18 protein-coding genes and 1 other RNA gene are annotated in these 15762 nt (G+C 35.8%); 7 read left to right on the top strand and 12 right to left on the bottom strand.

Going from position 1 to position 15762, the window contains the following annotated elements:
- Positions 1–326: 326 nt before the first annotated feature.
- A complete protein-coding gene (locus IGQ45_08910) occupies positions 327–692 on the bottom strand; it encodes a hypothetical protein (protein MBF2057329.1) in 366 nt (121 codons plus the stop codon).
- Between the two features lie 283 nt (positions 693–975).
- Between IGQ45_08910 and IGQ45_08905 the strand changes: the two genes are divergently transcribed.
- Positions 976–1641, top strand: a complete 666-nt coding sequence (locus tag IGQ45_08905) for a PEP-CTERM sorting domain-containing protein (protein MBF2057328.1) — start codon at positions 976–978, stop codon at positions 1639–1641.
- Positions 1642–1671: 30 nt separating this feature from the next.
- Here the strand turns inward: IGQ45_08905 and IGQ45_08900 are convergent, their stop codons facing one another.
- From IGQ45_08900 to IGQ45_08885, 4 genes are all read right to left on the bottom strand, one after another.
- Positions 1672–2001 (bottom strand): winged helix-turn-helix transcriptional regulator, encoded by a 330-nt coding sequence (locus tag IGQ45_08900; protein ID MBF2057327.1) that lies wholly within the window; start codon positions 1999–2001, stop codon positions 1672–1674.
- A gap of 101 nt (positions 2002–2102) precedes the next feature.
- Positions 2103–2219: a photosystem II reaction center X protein gene (locus IGQ45_08895; GenBank protein ID MBF2057326.1), complete on the bottom strand. Its 117-nt coding sequence runs from the start codon at positions 2217–2219 to the stop codon at positions 2103–2105.
- Positions 2220–2342: 123 nt separating this feature from the next.
- Positions 2343–2540, bottom strand: coding sequence for a hypothetical protein (locus tag IGQ45_08890; protein MBF2057325.1), 198 nt, complete (start codon positions 2538–2540; stop codon positions 2343–2345).
- The gene (locus IGQ45_08885; GenBank protein MBF2057324.1) at positions 2530–2964 is read right to left on the bottom strand and encodes a PIN domain-containing protein; all 435 of its coding nucleotides are present in this window, start codon (positions 2962–2964) and stop codon (positions 2530–2532) included. The genes IGQ45_08890 and IGQ45_08885 overlap by 11 nt, the downstream gene beginning before the upstream one ends.
- Before the next feature lie 39 nt (positions 2965–3003).
- Between IGQ45_08885 and IGQ45_08880 the strand changes: the two genes are divergently transcribed.
- The 3 genes from IGQ45_08880 (at position 3004) to IGQ45_08870 (ending at position 5625) form a co-directional block, all read left to right on the top strand.
- Complete coding sequence (locus IGQ45_08880; protein MBF2057323.1) at positions 3004–3291, top strand: YggT family protein; 288 nt, start codon at positions 3004–3006, stop codon at positions 3289–3291.
- A 117-nt stretch (positions 3292–3408) separates the two neighbouring features.
- Positions 3409–4320: a homoserine kinase gene (locus IGQ45_08875; GenBank protein MBF2057322.1), complete on the top strand. Its 912-nt coding sequence runs from the start codon at positions 3409–3411 to the stop codon at positions 4318–4320.
- A 387-nt stretch (positions 4321–4707) separates the two neighbouring features.
- Entirely contained in the window at positions 4708–5625 is a 918-nt protein-coding gene (locus IGQ45_08870) for a branched-chain amino acid transaminase (protein ID MBF2057321.1), read from the top strand.
- A 54-nt stretch (positions 5626–5679) separates the two neighbouring features.
- Here the strand turns inward: IGQ45_08870 and IGQ45_08865 are convergent, their stop codons facing one another.
- The 3 genes from IGQ45_08865 to IGQ45_08855 all read right to left on the bottom strand — a co-directional run bounded on the left by IGQ45_08865 (position 5680) and on the right by IGQ45_08855 (position 9559).
- Positions 5680–5784, bottom strand: coding sequence for a photosystem II reaction center protein M (locus tag IGQ45_08865; GenBank protein MBF2057320.1), 105 nt, complete (start codon positions 5782–5784; stop codon positions 5680–5682).
- A 338-nt stretch (positions 5785–6122) separates the two neighbouring features.
- Positions 6123–7844 (bottom strand): diflavin flavoprotein, encoded by a 1722-nt coding sequence (locus tag IGQ45_08860; GenBank protein ID MBF2057319.1) that lies wholly within the window; start codon positions 7842–7844, stop codon positions 6123–6125.
- A gap of 482 nt (positions 7845–8326) precedes the next feature.
- The gene (locus IGQ45_08855) at positions 8327–9559 is read right to left on the bottom strand and encodes a MarR family transcriptional regulator (GenBank protein MBF2057318.1); all 1233 of its coding nucleotides are present in this window, start codon (positions 9557–9559) and stop codon (positions 8327–8329) included.
- A 64-nt stretch (positions 9560–9623) separates the two neighbouring features.
- On the opposite strand from IGQ45_08855, the gene ffs reads away from it, so the two are divergent.
- The 3 genes from ffs to IGQ45_08840 all read left to right on the top strand — a co-directional run bounded on the left by ffs (position 9624) and on the right by IGQ45_08840 (position 11108).
- An RNA gene (gene ffs / locus IGQ45_08850) (signal recognition particle sRNA small type) lies at positions 9624–9721 on the top strand.
- A 116-nt stretch (positions 9722–9837) separates the two neighbouring features.
- On the top strand, positions 9838–10824 hold the full coding sequence (locus IGQ45_08845; protein ID MBF2057317.1) for a hypothetical protein: 987 nt from the start codon (positions 9838–9840) through the stop codon (positions 10822–10824).
- 44 nt (positions 10825–10868) lie between these two features.
- Positions 10869–11108, top strand: coding sequence for a 2Fe-2S iron-sulfur cluster binding domain-containing protein (locus tag IGQ45_08840; protein MBF2057316.1), 240 nt, complete (start codon positions 10869–10871; stop codon positions 11106–11108).
- An 856-nt stretch (positions 11109–11964) separates the two neighbouring features.
- Here IGQ45_08840 and IGQ45_08835 read toward each other — a convergent pair.
- The 4 genes from IGQ45_08835 to IGQ45_08820 form a co-directional block, all read right to left on the bottom strand.
- Positions 11965–14316 carry a glycosyltransferase family 4 protein gene (locus IGQ45_08835; protein MBF2057315.1) on the bottom strand — a complete coding sequence of 784 codons (2352 nt, stop codon included), beginning with the start codon at positions 14314–14316 and terminating at the stop codon, positions 11965–11967.
- A 24-nt stretch (positions 14317–14340) separates the two neighbouring features.
- A complete protein-coding gene (locus IGQ45_08830; protein ID MBF2057314.1) occupies positions 14341–14676 on the bottom strand; it encodes a hypothetical protein in 336 nt (111 codons plus the stop codon).
- On the bottom strand, positions 14677–15063 hold the full coding sequence (locus tag IGQ45_08825) for a hypothetical protein (protein MBF2057313.1): 387 nt from the start codon (positions 15061–15063) through the stop codon (positions 14677–14679).
- A 282-nt stretch (positions 15064–15345) separates the two neighbouring features.
- Positions 15346–15576, bottom strand: a complete 231-nt coding sequence (locus IGQ45_08820; GenBank protein MBF2057312.1) for a YgiT-type zinc finger protein — start codon at positions 15574–15576, stop codon at positions 15346–15348.
- Positions 15577–15762 lie beyond the last annotated feature (186 nt).

Here is a 15762-nt window from a genome sequence, read left to right as displayed (position 1 = left end):
TTCAAATTTTCCTGAAATTCCCCTCTTTTTTGCGGAATTTTCCTGAAATTCCCCCCTTTTTAAGCAGGGCGTTTTCATTCTCAAAAATGTTAGTTTCTCAAACTAGCCAATAATCTGAAATTCAGAGGTTTTTAACTACTAATAAATCAATTAATAGTAAAAAATCCTCCTGTCTCCCTGAATCTCCCCCCTTTTTAAGGGGGGTTGGGGGGGATCATCCTTATATTGTCTTCTTGTCAAAAACAAATCAATTTTGATCCTGACTTTGAAAACACCCTGCTTTTTAAGGGGGGTTAGGGGGGATCAAAACAAGATTTAATGACTTTTCAAAGAGATTTTAATAAGTCAGGGTAAAGAAATTTAGTCAACCCGAGCAAAAGTGCTAGGATAGTGCCTCCGATCACACTTCTAGCGATAAAATCTAGGTTATCTAATCTTTTGCCTAATCCATTAACATCGCCTTTGATAGTAGCGATTTCTACCTTCATATCATTTAATTTACTATCTAATAATTGATAGCGATTATCTATTTTTTCGTTAATTTGCTCAAATTTTGAGTTAATTTGCTCAAATTTATCGTCTATTTTGTCAAATTTCGAGTTAATTTGCTCAAATTTATCGTCTATTTTGTCAAATTTCGAGTTAAGTAAATCCTTTAGCTCTTTTAAATCATTGTCCGTAACTGTACTCATGATCAAATCACCTCAATTAATCGGTTAATTAGGGCGCAGTTCTAACTACTCTCTAACTTATATTAACTTCTCAGGGGTTGACCTAATTCTTGCAATGATCCCATAAAAAGGTGCTGTGGTTTCCAAAGTTTCATTAAGCATCCCTCTGATTTTTTTTTACATTTCTTTAAATTTTGTCTAAGTAATCTCACTTAAATAATTTCCGCAAAAAAAAAGTGATCTTTATGGAGGATTTATGATACATTTAGTCAACATTAAAATTTTCTGAAAAAGAGGAAAATATATGGCATTTTTTCGTGCTTCTAAGTCGGTAGTTTTGGGTTTGACGGTAACGGTGACGGGCGCTTTTGTTGGTGTATCCTCGGCACAAGCGGCATCTTTGTTTGAATTTTCTTATGTTGACACTGCCAGTAATCAAAGTTGGAGTGGTCGTTTGACTGGTACACCGATTGATAGTGATAGAATTGATGTATCAAGTTTCTTCAATGTTGTTTACGACAATGACACAACCACAGCAGGAGTATTTGCTGGACCATCTGATGACTTGATTAACCTTGTTGCATTGACTGAACTGTTTGATCATGGATTTGATGAAAACAATCCTTTTGGAACAACAGCTGGTGCTGAAACTTTAGGTACTCCCATTTTATCCTTTAGCGGTGATAACATGAACTTTGCTGCTTGTCCTGATACTACAGGCTGTTATTTTCCTAGCATGATGACGACTCCACCCGCCGATGGTTTATTGTTTAATACATTGGCTAGCTTGAGCTTTTTGAGTGATAATCGCTTTATTGCGGGAGACTCCTTTTCTGATCAAAATCCTGGTGAAATCTTCGCATTCGACGCTAGTAACTGGACATTAACCCAAATTCCTGAGCCTAGTGCTGTTGTTGGTTTAGCTACCATTGGTTTATTGGGCTTTGCCACTCGTAAACGCAAAAAATAATTTTATTTGACAAGGGGTTGAAACCCCTTGTTAATCACAACAAGAATTTTTCGGGGTATTAGAAAGGGAAACCGTGCGCCGAAAGTCTGATAAATACTGCTCCAACGCCACTAACTGAGGTAAATTGAGACTATAGTAAACCCAGCGCCCGTCTTGCCGTGAGCGCACCAAACCAGCTTCCTTGAGAGTTTTGAGATGAAAAGATAACTTCGACTGACTAACTTCGATTGACTCCAACAAATCACAGACACATAACTCTTGATGGCGCAACAAATCCAACACTTCTAAACGAATGGAATCAGAAAGCGCTTGAAAACCTTTTTTGAGAATTGCTTGAGAATCGATGTCAGTGGCTATCATTAAATATCAAAAATATTAGTCAAAATTTAACTCCCCTCTCCTATGGGAGAGGGGTTGGGGGTGAGGGTGTTAGGGGTAAGGATGTTAACCCCAAAAATGCCTTAACGGCGAATTTTATCAGCTTGGCTAACGAGGATTAAACCAACGGTAGCAGGGATAATTACAATAGCGCCGCCTAAAAGTAAACTCCAAAGAAAATTAGCTAAAGAAGGTGTCATAATCTTATATACTATTTATTTACTAAAATATAGTCAATTTCATTTTACCTTAGAATAGAAATCAATTTTAGCAATAAATTATGAATTTAGCAGTCGTTGGTTCAATTATTTATTATGGTTGTTTTAAAAACCTTTGATTTTGTCATAAAGACTATCTACGGTTTCATCTTCAAATAGTTGCCGTTTAATATGAGAATAATCACCTTGTCCTAAGTGACAAATTTCCCAAAAACGCATTACTTTTACCACGTCTAAATGATCAATTAAGACGTTAAATGCTTCTTCGATAATTTCTTGATCTGTGTTAAGATTAATTTTCATTGTCCAATTCCTGTATAAAATCTATGGGATTAATGGCTTTTATGTTAAGCATTTGACATCGTAATAACCGTTTGTCACAAGTTATAAAATAATCACTTTTTGAGGCTTCAAAACTAGCAACGTGGAGAGCATCTATAGCTTTTATTCCTTGTGTTTCTAATTGTTTTGCCCTTTGTTTGATAGTTTCATCTAGGGGCTGAAATAAGGTTGTTTGTTTGAGATATTTTTTAATTGCTTGTTGAATAATAGGAAAGGGATTTTGTTGGTTTTCATATTCTAAAACAGATGAGTTAACGGATTCTATTTCATGATTTTCGATAAGATTAAAAATAATAATTGTTGCCTGTGTTTCTAAGTATATCTTGGCTTGGCTTTGGTCATCATAAGGGCGATTATATACGCTAGTATCTAAATAAATTTTCATGTTCAACCGTACAACAGAAGTCAACTTTAGCAACAAATTATGAATTTAGCAGTTATTAGTTCAATTATACTAGGTATTTTATTATTAGTGATGACGTTGTTATTTATCGGGCGCATCGTCATGACTTGGTATCCCAATGTTGACGTAAAAGAATTGCCCTATAAGTTAGCATATATTCCCACTGAACCGTTTTTAGCGCCCACCCGCAAGGTTATTCCCCCTCTCGGTGGCATTGATATTACGCCCATTGTGTGGTTAGGGATTTTTACCCTATTAAGAGAAGTTTTGTTAGGTCAACAAGGTATTATTACGATGGCATTAAGGTAATTAGGCTTGGCACTCATTAGTGAAGTCGTAAGGGCGAATTGACAATGGACAATTCTAAAGTTTTAATATGCCCATATAAGTTATTGCCCACCCTACAAAATTTTAACAGTCAATGCAATGAATAAAAGTAATAATGTCAAAATTAGAGTACCAGCTACTACGGCAAATATGGGCGCTGGTTTTGATTGTATCGGCGCGGCTTTAAGTCTTTATAACCATTTTGAGTTTACCCTAGCGGAAAAAACCTCCTTTATTATCTCAGGAAAAGAAGGGGAAAATATTGAATTAGGAGAAGATAATTTATTATATCAATCATTTTTGAAGTTTTATGCAGAAATGGGACAACCAGCGCCCTCCGTCGAGGTAAAAATCGAGGTAGGAGTGCCATTAGCGAGGGGTTTGGGAAGTTCTGCTACCGCCATTGTGGGGGGTTTATTAGGGGCAAATTACTTCAGCGCCCATCCCCTCACTTCTGAAGAATTAATGGAGTTAGCCATCGCCATAGAAGGGCATCCCGACAACGTTATCCCGGCTTTCTTGGGCAATTGCATCCTTTCGGTGCAGGGTAAACAAGGATGGCAATTTGTACCGATAACCTGTCACCCTGACATCAGTTTTGTGTTAGCTATTCCTGATTTTGAATTAGCCACGGAAAAGGCGCGCGCCGTTTTGCCTTCTTCCCTAACATATAGTCAGGCGGTTTATAATATCGCTCACATGGGTTTATTAATCAAAGCCTTAGAAACAGGTAACGAAACATGGTTACGGGAAGCATTAGGGGATGAAATTCATCAACCTTTTCGCCGTAGTCTCATTAAAGGTTATGACGACATAGAAAAAGCTGTATTGGCGGAGGGCGCTTATGGTATGGTAATTAGTGGAGCAGGACCAACTTTACTCACCCTCTGTCATCATTCCCTTACTTCTCAAGTGTCACAAGTCATCGAAGCAACTTGGACTCAATTGGGGGTAAAACCTCAAGTCAAACCCTTATCCATTGAGGTGGAGGGCGCTGTTATCCTTGATTAAATTGTGATAATTTCAAATTATATTCTCCCCTCTCCTATGGGAGCAGGGTGTTTTCAAAGTCAGGGTCAAAATTGATTTGTTTTTGACAAGAAGACAATATAAGGATGATCCCCCCCAACCCCCCTTAAAAAGGGGGGAGATTCAGGGAGACAGGAGGATTTTTTACTATTAATTGATTTATTAGTAGTTAAAAACCTCTGAATTTCAGATTATTGGCTAGTTTGAGAAACTAACATTTTTGAGAATGAAAACGCCCTGCTATGGGAGAGGGGTTAGGGCAAAGCATTTTGATACTTACGATGAAAATGCCCTCCTCAAACCACTTTTTCATCAAGTCATAATTGTGATGTATAATAATGAGATTGACTAAAAAACATTGACTAAACCATGCCTGATTTTTTACCCGTTGCCTACTTTGAAGGCAAATTTGTCCCTTTCAAAGATGCTAACATATCCATTGCTACCCATGCGTTACACTATGGTACAGGTGCATTTGGAGGATTGAGAGGAACAATTAACCCCGCCAACCCTCAAGAAGTGTTATTATTCCGTTTAGATCGTCACTGTGAAAGACTCAGCAACAGCGCTAAATATCTTCATTATGATTTAGGGGCGGATAAAATCGAGCAAGTTATTAAAGATTTTGTTAGTAAAAATGCGCCCTCCAAACCATTTTATATTCGCCCCTTTGTTTATACATCTGACTTAGGTATCGCCCCACGACTACACAATATTGAGAAAAACTTTTTTGTTTACGGGTTAGAAATGGGAGACTATCTCTCCCCTGATGGAATTAGTTGTCGCATTAGTTCATGGTATCGTCAAGAAGACCGTAGTTTACCTTTACGAGGCAAAATCAGTGGTGCTTATATTACATCTGCCTTAGCCAAAACTGAAGCAGTAGATGCTGGTTTCGATGAAGCAATTTTGATGAATTCTCAGGGGAAAGTCTGTGAAGCCACAGGGATGAATATTTTTATGGTAAGAAAAAATAAGTTAATTACCCCTAGTTTTGATCAAGATATTTTAGAAGGTATCACCAGAGATAGTATCATTACCATTGCCCAGAATTTAGGTATTGAAGTTGAGCAAAGAAATATTGATAAAACAGAATTATTCATTGCTGATGAAGTGTTTTTATGTGGCACAGCAGCCAAAGTAACTCCTGTTAAGCGAGTAGAAAATTATCATTTACCTGCGGAAAAACCCATCACTAATAAAATCAAGGAAACCCTTAGCGCCATTACAGAACATAGAGATTCTCAGTATCAAGATTGGGTTACGGTTATCAATGTTGGTAGTTAAATTTGAGTAGGGGTTGAACAATGTTCAACCCTTAGGTTGTAATTATATTGAGGATTAAGCCTCGTTTTTTCCAGTTTGGATGTATAAAATTAACAGGAAAACTGTAGGTACAAGTACAAATAAAAGGGTGGCTACAAACCCTAGATCATTAACTTCCATTTTTCTTATTTTTTATATAAAACTAACACCAACTACCATATCATAATTTTGTCTTTTTTAATCTTTGTAGATTTTGACTGGTTTCTCACTATGTCTTCGTTGTTTCCCCACCGTGTAATGAATCATATCAAGTTCGGATAAGTAGTTAAAAAAAGATTCTAGCTTCCCACTTTACCCACCGTGAAATGAATTACACGGCTAATAAGATTACGTTCAATAAATTGAACTAAGATTCTTTTTAGAATAATCAAAATTATTTATCGGGGTGGGGGTTGAACAATGTTCAACCCTTACGATTTTATGGGAAAATGTATAAAGGTGGGCGTAGCTGTTGTAAATTAGTAATAATTACCTACTTTACGATGATGTACCGCCGTTAAAGCATCAGGTTTAGACACTCGCCCAGTGGTAACTTTACTATAAACCACCCAATGATCTCCGCAGTCCATACGACTGATTACCTCACATTCAAGATAAGCTAAAGCATCCGCCAAAATGGGTGATTGATTTTCCGCAGTTTGGGTTTTTACTCCCTCAAAACGATCGGCACCAGGGGGGAAACGTTTGAGAAAATGCTTCATTAAGTTTTGATACTTGCCTTCTTCTAAAATATTTAGTACAAATTTATCTTCTACCTGCATTAAAGATTCAATAGCTCGATCTTTTGCCACTGCTACGGTAAAGCCAGGAGGATCAAAACTGGCTTGTGTTACCCAAGAGGCTAACATAGCGCCCTTCGTCTCACTTTTTTGCGCGGTAATGATGTATAAACCACCGCTTAAGCGCCCCATGGCTTTATCTAAGTCGGTATCAAGGGATTTTCGTTTGCTGATTTTGGCTTTTTTGGTGAGAATTTGTCCTAAATCCACCCCAGATTCTTCACAAATTTGATAATCGGCTTCGTGGGGAGTATCTTTAATGCGAATTGGCTCAAATCCTTGATTTAAACCGAGATCAAGGAGCTTTGAGGAGAGGGGGTCAATGGGCTCGTCATCACCGCCGTAAGACTCGTATAAGCCCACTACCTGCTTATTATTGACACAAGCTAAGATAGCGCCCATCTTGTTAGCGATAGCGTTTTGATCTGTTAAAGGAGGCATTCCGATGACAATTCCAGCGCCCTCCGCCACTACTTCGGGAATTTCGTTAATATCAATACCGTTGAGGTCGATCATTTCTACCGTTACGCCAGTTTTGGTAATACCTTTGGCAATAGCTTGGGAAAGTCGATCACTATAACCATAATCGGAAATATAGAACACAATTACTATTTTATCACCTTTACTTTGTTCACTACTCCAACGGTGATAACGGTCGAGCAATTCTTGAACATTATGTTTTAAAATAGGTCCATGACCATTGGCAACTAAATTAACTTCTCCTAAATCAGCCATGCGCTTCATTGCCGATAAAACCGATCTGGCATTAGGTCCCATCAAACATTCATAATAGAAACGGTAATCAGGGGAAATGGCTTTTAAATCCTCATCATACAAATCGGCACTACAGTAGTGTAAGCCGAAAGCATCGCAAGTAAATAGGGTATTTGTACCATGATCATAGCTGAAAATAGTATCGGGCCAATGAAGGTTGGGCGCGTTGATAAATTCAAAAATATGACCATTACCGATGTCTAATTGATCGCCATTTTTAACAATTTGTCGTTTAAAGTCTTGATGCACAAAGCCTTCTAAGAATTGGATGGCAACTTTGGAAGCTACTACGGTAATATCGGGCGCTATAGCTAGTAAATCTTTAACTAAGCCACTGTGATCTGGTTCGGTGTGAGATATGATTAAATAATCGATAGTTTGTGGATCGATAACTTTTTCTAATTCTGCAAAGTATAAGTCTTTAAATTTGGCGTGGGAGGTGTCCACAAGGGCGTTTTTTTCTCCTTTAATGACATAGGAGTTGTAAGTTGTGCCATTTTGTAAGCCAAATTCAATATCAAATCTATCTCTATCCCAGTCTAGGCTACGGATGACGGTGGTATCAGTAGCTATTTTTTGCACCTGAGTTGTCAAACGTTTTGCGGTTTTGATGGGAGTTGCAACCATTAAAATTTCCCCCTTAATAAATTTTTTGTATTATTTCTTTTTTATTATAAACCCTCTTTCTGTTTACTCTACGGTGGAGGGCGCTTTTTAAGTAAAAAGTAAAAAGAATTTGACACTAATTAGGGTTTGCTGAAGAAATCCGAAGTTTCGATTGATAAGGTTTACAGCAGTTTTTATTTCCTTAAACCACACTTTAAATTGTCACAAAGATTGCCTTTGCGTCTTCGCGCCTTTGCGAGGAACAAAAAACGTGGTTTATTCATTTCAAATATGCTGTAATATCAAGTTCTGACAATCTGTTATAAAAGATAATATCTTCGTAATTTACCCACCGTGTAATGAATTACACGGAACCAACAGCCCAATCGTTCAATAAATTGAACTAAGATATTGATATAAATGAACCATTTATGAAAAATAACTATTTGGCTTAACTCTTTAATTTATAAGCATTGAAACCTTTGCCCTTTGCCCTTTGCCCTTCAAATCAATTCCCCGACAAAAAAATTATTATTAGCTAATTCATTTTTGACTTTTTCATAATAGGCAGGTTGTACTACCAGCGCCCCTAACCGTTTTTGCAATACTCCTAGACGTAAAAGATTTTGTATTTTAGCTTCGATGTGACTTTCTGATTCTCCTAAACTGAGGGCAAGATGAGGGCGATTAATGCGCCCATGAATCAAGACGGCATGAAGAAGATAACGCTCGGTACTACTAAGGGGCGGTAACATGGGTAAACATGGTTTAACCTGTCGAAAATCTAAGTTTTCGATATTAAGATCATTAATATTTTCATTTTCGACGACTTCTTTTGCCAAGCGTAAACTTTGAAGCCATAAACTAACCGCAATACTACTTACTCCCTGAGATTCTATGGCAAGATCATGCCAGTAAGTTTTACGGCGCTCCTCCTCACTGACATTGGAGCTATCATCTTGAGAAAGGTTAAGATTTTTCCAAAACTGAGCTTCAATGGTGGTGGGCGCTAAATCTTCTAACCAGTGACCTAATTCTTCTCCCGTTAAACTAGGTAGGGGCAATCCTTCCCCAAAATAGGCTTTAATTTGACACACTAAGTCAAGAAAATTCCACGCCCAATGATTGCAACCCATTAGCCAAAAGCAGTGGGGATTATCCACTACTATGTTGCGCAAAATAATAATACTTTCCCAGCCACCGATAGCTCTCAAAAAACACTGATCTAAATTGGGTATTATTATTAAAGAAATACGTTGCTCTAAATCTTCTTGTTTTTCCTCCGATTCTTGTTGATTTTCAGGCTGTTTGATGGTTAAGTCTGCAGATATTTTGAATGCTTGTTTAATTTCTTTTTTGATGTTGGTAATGGGTGACGGGCGCTGGTGTAATGAGAAAGGGGTAATAATTTTTAACTTGAGGGGATTTTGCCATTCACTAATACTATCACTAATAATCTGAGCAATATTTTCTACTGGATTACCCAAAACCACCAAAGAATTAGACCCATCAAGATTATTTTGCCAATCCTCAATCCTCTGGGTAAGTTCGTCTCTAATACCTTTCTGATAACCTTGGGGAGATGATAAATTATCAATTTTTCGATTCAATTTATTAACCAGCGCCCGTGACACTTCTACAAAAGGGCTTTTTTCTTCATTATCACTATTGTTCTGATTTTGAGTCAACCAAGACTTAATAGTTTGTCTCAATCCACGAAAAGAAAAATTGCCCATGATTTTTTAGGAGGAGCTTTACTCTATTTGACAACCACTATGATAAAACGTTATTATAGTCAGTGACTCGGACTTATGCAATCGCAACGCTCAAACCTTGTCAGGACCGGAAGGTAGCAGCAATACGAGATGCTTTCGATGGGCGTAAGATTCGGGTCTTCTAATTTTTACCTTCCATCTCTACACAACATAGTTAAAAATTAGTAATTACGCTACAATTTCCTTAAAATAGTAACTCCTAGCCTGTTAATCTTAATCTGACTTTGAATAATTCATCCATGAAAGAATCAGAAACTAATCAACAACCATGGTGGAATCGTCCTTTATGGGGTGATAAAACTATGTTGGAGAAAATAGAAGAAGTAATTCACAAACCCCACGAACAGATTCCCCCTGAAGTGGTAGAACATCATGAGAGAGTTATGGGAGAATTAAGGATTCTAGCGCCCATCGCCAAAGCCTTAGATAATAGTCAATTTATTGAACCTGAGTTTGTTGGTTTTATCAAAATATCTCAGTTATTTGCGTTGGAAATGGGTGAGTATAAAGGATTGAGAAACTATGTGGCATTATTTTGGGTGGCTATTGAGGCGAAAAATGCTTTTTTAAAACTAGAACAAATTGAACTGTCTTACCGTAGCACAAAGCAACAGCAATTTTATGATTTTCTTCTCGAAGAATTAGAAAAGCACCCTTCTTCTGAGGATTTTATCACTGATCTGAAGAAAAAATTACATGAAATTGTCCCTGACATTAAAACCGAAGAGGGTATTATGGCTATTACTACTTATGGTACAACCCTAGAAAGTATAGCCCGTCAAGATGAATTAGGATTGAAGTTACTATATCTATTCAAAAAATACCGTGTGGAAGATTTATCTCTATTACGGGTAATGTCAGATATGGTAGCTTATTTGTTACGGAAAAATTTGCAGGATTTTAATGATGTTGTTACCCTTGTCAAGGCTAATCGTAATGGGTTTGAGCAGTTAGGCAAAATTATTGAGTTACCCATCACTCAAAGCACTGACGAAGATTACGCTAGGATGATACAATATATCGCTCTCAAACAAAAATATCAAGCCATTTATGTGCAGTTTCAACGGTTATTGGAAGTAATGATTCAATGGAATAGGTTTTATCAAATTATTAAGGAAATTCGTTCCCATTATCCCCCCTCTGAATTTGATCAGCCTCCAGAGTTTCAAAAACCCATACCCGGAGAGGAGTTTTATTTCCGTTATGAAAACTATTTGCCTAGATAATTCATTTCTAATAAATACTTATTTATTGTCTATTACCCCTATTTATGAATGTTTTTGTAAGATTTTTACCTGATGATATTGTCGTAGAAGCCCAATCTGGCGAACCTTTATTGGCTGTGGCGACGCGCGCTGGGGTGTTTATCCCCACGGGTTGCCTGATGGGTTCTTGTCATGCCTGTGAAGTAGAATTGGGTGATGGTAGCCTCATTTGTGCCTGTATTAGTGCTGTACCACCCATTGAAGATGAATTAATAGTAAATCTTTACTCTGATCCTGTATGGTAATTTTAGCTTTATAAAAATGCAGTTATAGTTATTTCAATTAAGATTGAAACAAGTTAAAAAATTTATAGGGTGATACACCGCCCACCATTGAATATCTGGTCTTGATTTAATTTGGGGAAATTGATGGGTTGAAAAATCATTACTGATTCATCTTGAGTATCAATTAACCATCCTAGCCCAGCGCCCTCCGAACCTACACCGTAACTCTGTTAAGGCTAAAGCTACTTTTTGTTTTCTAGTAACTTGGTTGATTGATTGTTTCAGCTTAATAAGTTTGAATTATACTATGTTGTCCTTGTGGCATTGGCTTTGTGATAATTTCATGGTTAAAATACTCTTGGGCTGGTTTCGTTTCCGGAAGAGCTAAAAAATCGTTTAAGGTTAATTTTCCTTCTGTATGAGTAATTGCAATCATATAATCTGACTATTATTTTACTTAATTTATGTTATTAAATAATGAGTTATTTTCTGTTTATCTAACATTGAAATATTAATAAAAGTAATTGAATTTCATAGCAGTCCTAAATCATTTTAAAAATATATAAATAAAGTGTGCTGAAAAAGTATTTTGGTGAGGGGAGGTGTCAGGTTTCGGGTGTCAGGTATCAGGTGAAATGCTTATAAATTAAAGAGTTAAGCTAAATATTTATGTTTCATAAATTGCTCATTTGTATCAATAATTTTTGATTTGGGTAGAGAAAAGAGGGCATTTTTTGGGAAAAAAGGCTATTTCTGGCACTTTTTTAAGATTTTATTATACTTAAAACCTTTGTTTTAAAAGGGTTTTGATTTATTCAGCAAAGCCTAAATATAGAAAAACTTTTCCAAATTTTTATATAAAAAAGTCTTAAGCTCCTTACATGTTATTTTCTTGTGAATCATTTAGGATTGTTATAGTAAATAGATTATCTGGTAAATTTTCACTATCTATTGTTATTTTTTCCTTAATTAATCCTCCTAAATTTGACCACTGATCCAAAATAAAATTAACAAAACTAACATTAACAGTATCAAATAATTCAATACCATCAATTAACATTAAATTCATGGCAATTTCTGAGAAAAATAAGCCCACTTCTTCTTGATCTATATTATCTACATTAACCAATAAAGTGCAGTTTTTTTCTCCAGCTAAATTAGTTAATACTTGACCAATTTCTTCCGCTAATTGTTCTTGATCTGCTGACCAATCAGGGAAAATTGCATAGTTATTTCCGGCACCATCAAGGGTGATTAAATCATCAATTTCTAATTCATTAATAATTGTTTGATTTTCATTTTTTAGGTTGACTTTTGCAGTAATTTGTGTTAGTAATTGTGACCATTGTTGTTGATTTAAGTTACTAATTAGGGCAAAATCTAAAGAGTTTTCTAAGTCTAATTCTTCCTCTAACATCAAATTCATAGCGATACCAGAAAGGATTAAATTTGCGTCTTCTTCGGTGATGCCTGTGGTGTCAATAATTAGGGTTATGATTCCGTCACCCTTTGCCCCTCTCCCACTGGGCGAGGGGAGAATTGCTAGTTTATGAATTAGGTTATATAATTCTTCGGTTAATTCTTCTTCGTCACTTTGCCAATGTGGGAAGATTAAATAATTAGTCTCTGTGAGTTTGATTTGTTCTTTTTCTGCTTCTAATAATTCATTTAAGCGAATTTTTAATTTTTCTGCTGGTTGAAAATTAGGTACTAAATAATCAAGATTATTTAATGCTTGTTGTAAAACCTGAATTTCGCCTAAATATTCAGCCATTTGCGCAATATACCAAGAAATACGCCAATGTTTACAACCTTTGTCAGAGGCTAACATTAATTGTCTCAGCGCCCCTCCCACATTACCTTGTTTTTCGAGAATTAACGCCGTCCAAAATCTTAAAAAACCATCGTTAGGAAAATAATTAAGATATTGAATTACTCCTCCTTCTCCACTACCTAAAAGAATGGAAGAATTAGCGATTTTATTATCAGTGTCAAATAATTCTTGATCATTTTTTGATGTTAAATTAGTGAGAAAATAAGGTGCGGTATCACCGATAGATTCAATAAAAGTTTTTGCACCTTTAAATTCGGGGGGAATATCCACCACATCTAACAAGGAAACTGGCTCATCTAATAAGTTACCATCCACAGGTATGCTCCAAGCGCGCGCCCTCTTCGGAGATGCCATCAGGCGATGATAAATGGGGTTTAATTGTCGGGCAGCATTTTCAGCGCCAAATATCTGACTGGCATATTCTTTGGCGTTTTTACCTAGTCTGATTCTTTCCTCTGGATTGTGGTACAAATATTCTAAGGCTTGGCTATATTCTAAGGGGCTATCTACCATTAAACCCGTGTAGTTATTGATGATTAATTTTTTTACGCCACCATGGGGGAATACTACAGGGGGAATACCAGCATACATCGCTTCTTGTAAGTTTAACTCGGCGGCGGCGTAGGTATCTTCACAGAGGGGATAACCATAAACGTCAAAATAGGCAATTTCTGAGGCAATATCTTCTACGAATCCCTGAAACTGGAATTTATCCTCTGCGTTTAATTCTCTGGCTTGATTTTTCAATAATTCAATATTGCCACCGCCACAAAGAATAAATTTCACATCTGGAATGTTGGCACGGGCGCTCATGGCGATATAATTAGGGTGCATCTTACTGAATGATAGTGATCCCATGTAACCAACATTAAAGCCTTGATGGGCTTTAGGTTGCACGTTTTCTACCCTTTCAAAATCAGTGGCATCATATACCATACCGACTTTTTTCTGTCTGATTTCTGGTTTTAAGGCTTTCACCACTGGCAATTCGTAGGAGTGGGGGTTACAAGGTATTGCAAAATCTGCATGATTAATTAAATCCCTTGTAATAATTTGCGGTGGGTGATCTCCAGCCACATGAAACCAAGTAATTATTCTAGCTGGAGGTAATTCTGATTGCATAAATGCAAACATTCTTGGATTATTCCAATATTGAATATGAACTATATCCGCTTGGGCGATTAATTCGTTTCTTTCCGTTTCATCTTGCCATGGTAAATACTCCATTCCGGCTTCCTCTGACAATTTTAAGGCATCGGGGAAGGGCGCTTTTAATGATATTACCTGATGATGAAATTGATTGTCTAAACGGGAAGAATACTTGGCAATGGCAATCATGGAGCGCGCTGCGCCACCTAAACAGTGATAATCGATGATATGTAAAATTTTAATCATAAAAGTTGAGAAATTATTTTTGATTTAAGCAATTTCTGAGTAAGTGTCTTGTTTTATCGTAAACGACTTAGTGTTAACAGGTAAATAAGATAAAACATCTAAATACCACCACCATTGTTGAGGATTAATTTGATTTTTTGGTCTGTACTTAGTTAAATCTATAAAACGAGACAACTCTTGATAAATTAAACTACTATTTTTCACTAAAATTTGATCTAATTCTGCTATCATTTTTTGTTCTTCATCTGTGAATGTCAAATTAGCTAGTTCATCTCTAATACTTAGTAAATCTAAATACTCCATCCCACTAACATCAAGAAACTCAAGACTTATTTTATATTGATTTAATACTTGATTCATTTAGATTAACTCCTTTAATTTGCCTATATAAACGAAGGGATTATTCTTGAGATATTTTTCAGGATTACTAGGTGGAAAAGCCGTTTCCATTATTCCACTAAGACTAAACATAACTATCCAAAATTTATAATCAATTTTATTAGTGACAGTTGGATAAAAACAATTATTATCTTGAAAGATATATATTTCAGATTCATCATCTAAAATGATTGTTTGAATGACCTTTTGGTAATCATCTAGTGATGAATTATTTGGTAAATGCCCTAGCTTAATTCTTTTAGCTAAATGGATTTCAGCCTTATTTATTGATTTCCATTTTACTTGACTTTGGATTAATTTAATGGCTTTAGTTAAGTTTTCAAAGTCATTATCTTCAAGATTATTCATAATTTAACTAAATTTTAAGATTTTCTTCCCTCCATAAATAATGATTCGCTTCAGCGCCCTCCACCATCAGATAATACATCTAAATAATAGTACACATTGACTTTTGCTTCGGATTATCTGATAGAAATGCCGTATTATTAATTACGTTTCTACTTTGAGTATGATAAATTATGTCTAAAAAAAGGTGTCAGGTATTAGGTGTCAGGTATTAGGTGAAATGCCAACCATAAATTTATAACAATTGCATTTTTAAAATACCGAAACTATTATCTCTCAAAGGTTTTATTCATCATTTATTATTAATTTGTCATAACTACTGTAGAAGAGCCATTTATATTTAATTAACTCAAATTTTTTCATAGTTTCAAGATCATAATATCTTTCTCCACAATTATCACAGACTAGGGCTGATACTTCTAAACTAACAGTATCCCCATCATTTTTAATAATTTCTGTGACTATTTTTTGACTTAATTTGCCTTCACAAAACAGGCATTTATCAATAGGAAGCATAAGATTGATTACCTCTTGTTAAAATTGTTAATATACATCCTAAAATCTGGATGATAAACTGTAATTAATATAGCAAAATCAATATTTTCATTAGAATTGTTGTGAAATAATGCCTTAAAATGGTCGAAAACCTTTTTATCTTGAAATGTGAGTGAAAGACCCCCGTTGAATTTCTCAACAAAAAAA

The organism is Cyanobacterium sp. T60_A2020_053 (assembly GCA_015272165.1).
Lineage (GTDB): Bacteria > Cyanobacteriota > Cyanobacteriia > Cyanobacteriales > Cyanobacteriaceae > Cyanobacterium.
The sequence above is the reverse complement of the archived record's forward strand: the minus strand, read 5'-3'. Positions and strand labels throughout refer to the sequence as shown.

Coding starts and splice junctions, on each gene's coding strand:
- IGQ45_08910 (MBF2057329.1), bottom strand. CDS start 692: ATGAGTACAGTTACGGACAATGATTTAAAAGAGCTAAAGGATTTACTT.
- IGQ45_08905 (MBF2057328.1), top strand. CDS start 976: ATGGCATTTTTTCGTGCTTCTAAGTCGGTAGTTTTGGGTTTGACGGTA.
- IGQ45_08900 (MBF2057327.1), bottom strand. CDS start 2,001: ATGATAGCCACTGACATCGATTCTCAAGCAATTCTCAAAAAAGGTTTT.
- IGQ45_08895 (MBF2057326.1), bottom strand. CDS start 2,219: ATGACACCTTCTTTAGCTAATTTTCTTTGGAGTTTACTTTTAGGCGGC.
- IGQ45_08890 (MBF2057325.1), bottom strand. CDS start 2,540: ATGAAAATTAATCTTAACACAGATCAAGAAATTATCGAAGAAGCATTT.
- IGQ45_08885 (MBF2057324.1), bottom strand. CDS start 2,964: ATGAAAATTTATTTAGATACTAGCGTATATAATCGCCCTTATGATGAC.
- IGQ45_08880 (MBF2057323.1), top strand. CDS start 3,004: ATGAATTTAGCAGTTATTAGTTCAATTATACTAGGTATTTTATTATTA.
- IGQ45_08875 (MBF2057322.1), top strand. CDS start 3,409: ATGAATAAAAGTAATAATGTCAAAATTAGAGTACCAGCTACTACGGCA.
- IGQ45_08870 (MBF2057321.1), top strand. CDS start 4,708: ATGCCTGATTTTTTACCCGTTGCCTACTTTGAAGGCAAATTTGTCCCT.
- IGQ45_08865 (MBF2057320.1), bottom strand. CDS start 5,784: ATGGAAGTTAATGATCTAGGGTTTGTAGCCACCCTTTTATTTGTACTT.
- IGQ45_08860 (MBF2057319.1), bottom strand. CDS start 7,844: ATGGTTGCAACTCCCATCAAAACCGCAAAACGTTTGACAACTCAGGTG.
- IGQ45_08855 (MBF2057318.1), bottom strand. CDS start 9,559: ATGGGCAATTTTTCTTTTCGTGGATTGAGACAAACTATTAAGTCTTGG.
- IGQ45_08845 (MBF2057317.1), top strand. CDS start 9,838: ATGAAAGAATCAGAAACTAATCAACAACCATGGTGGAATCGTCCTTTA.
- IGQ45_08840 (MBF2057316.1), top strand. CDS start 10,869: ATGAATGTTTTTGTAAGATTTTTACCTGATGATATTGTCGTAGAAGCC.
- IGQ45_08835 (MBF2057315.1), bottom strand. CDS start 14,316: ATGATTAAAATTTTACATATCATCGATTATCACTGTTTAGGTGGCGCA.
- IGQ45_08830 (MBF2057314.1), bottom strand. CDS start 14,676: ATGAATCAAGTATTAAATCAATATAAAATAAGTCTTGAGTTTCTTGAT.
- IGQ45_08825 (MBF2057313.1), bottom strand. CDS start 15,063: ATGAATAATCTTGAAGATAATGACTTTGAAAACTTAACTAAAGCCATT.
- IGQ45_08820 (MBF2057312.1), bottom strand. CDS start 15,576: ATGCTTCCTATTGATAAATGCCTGTTTTGTGAAGGCAAATTAAGTCAA.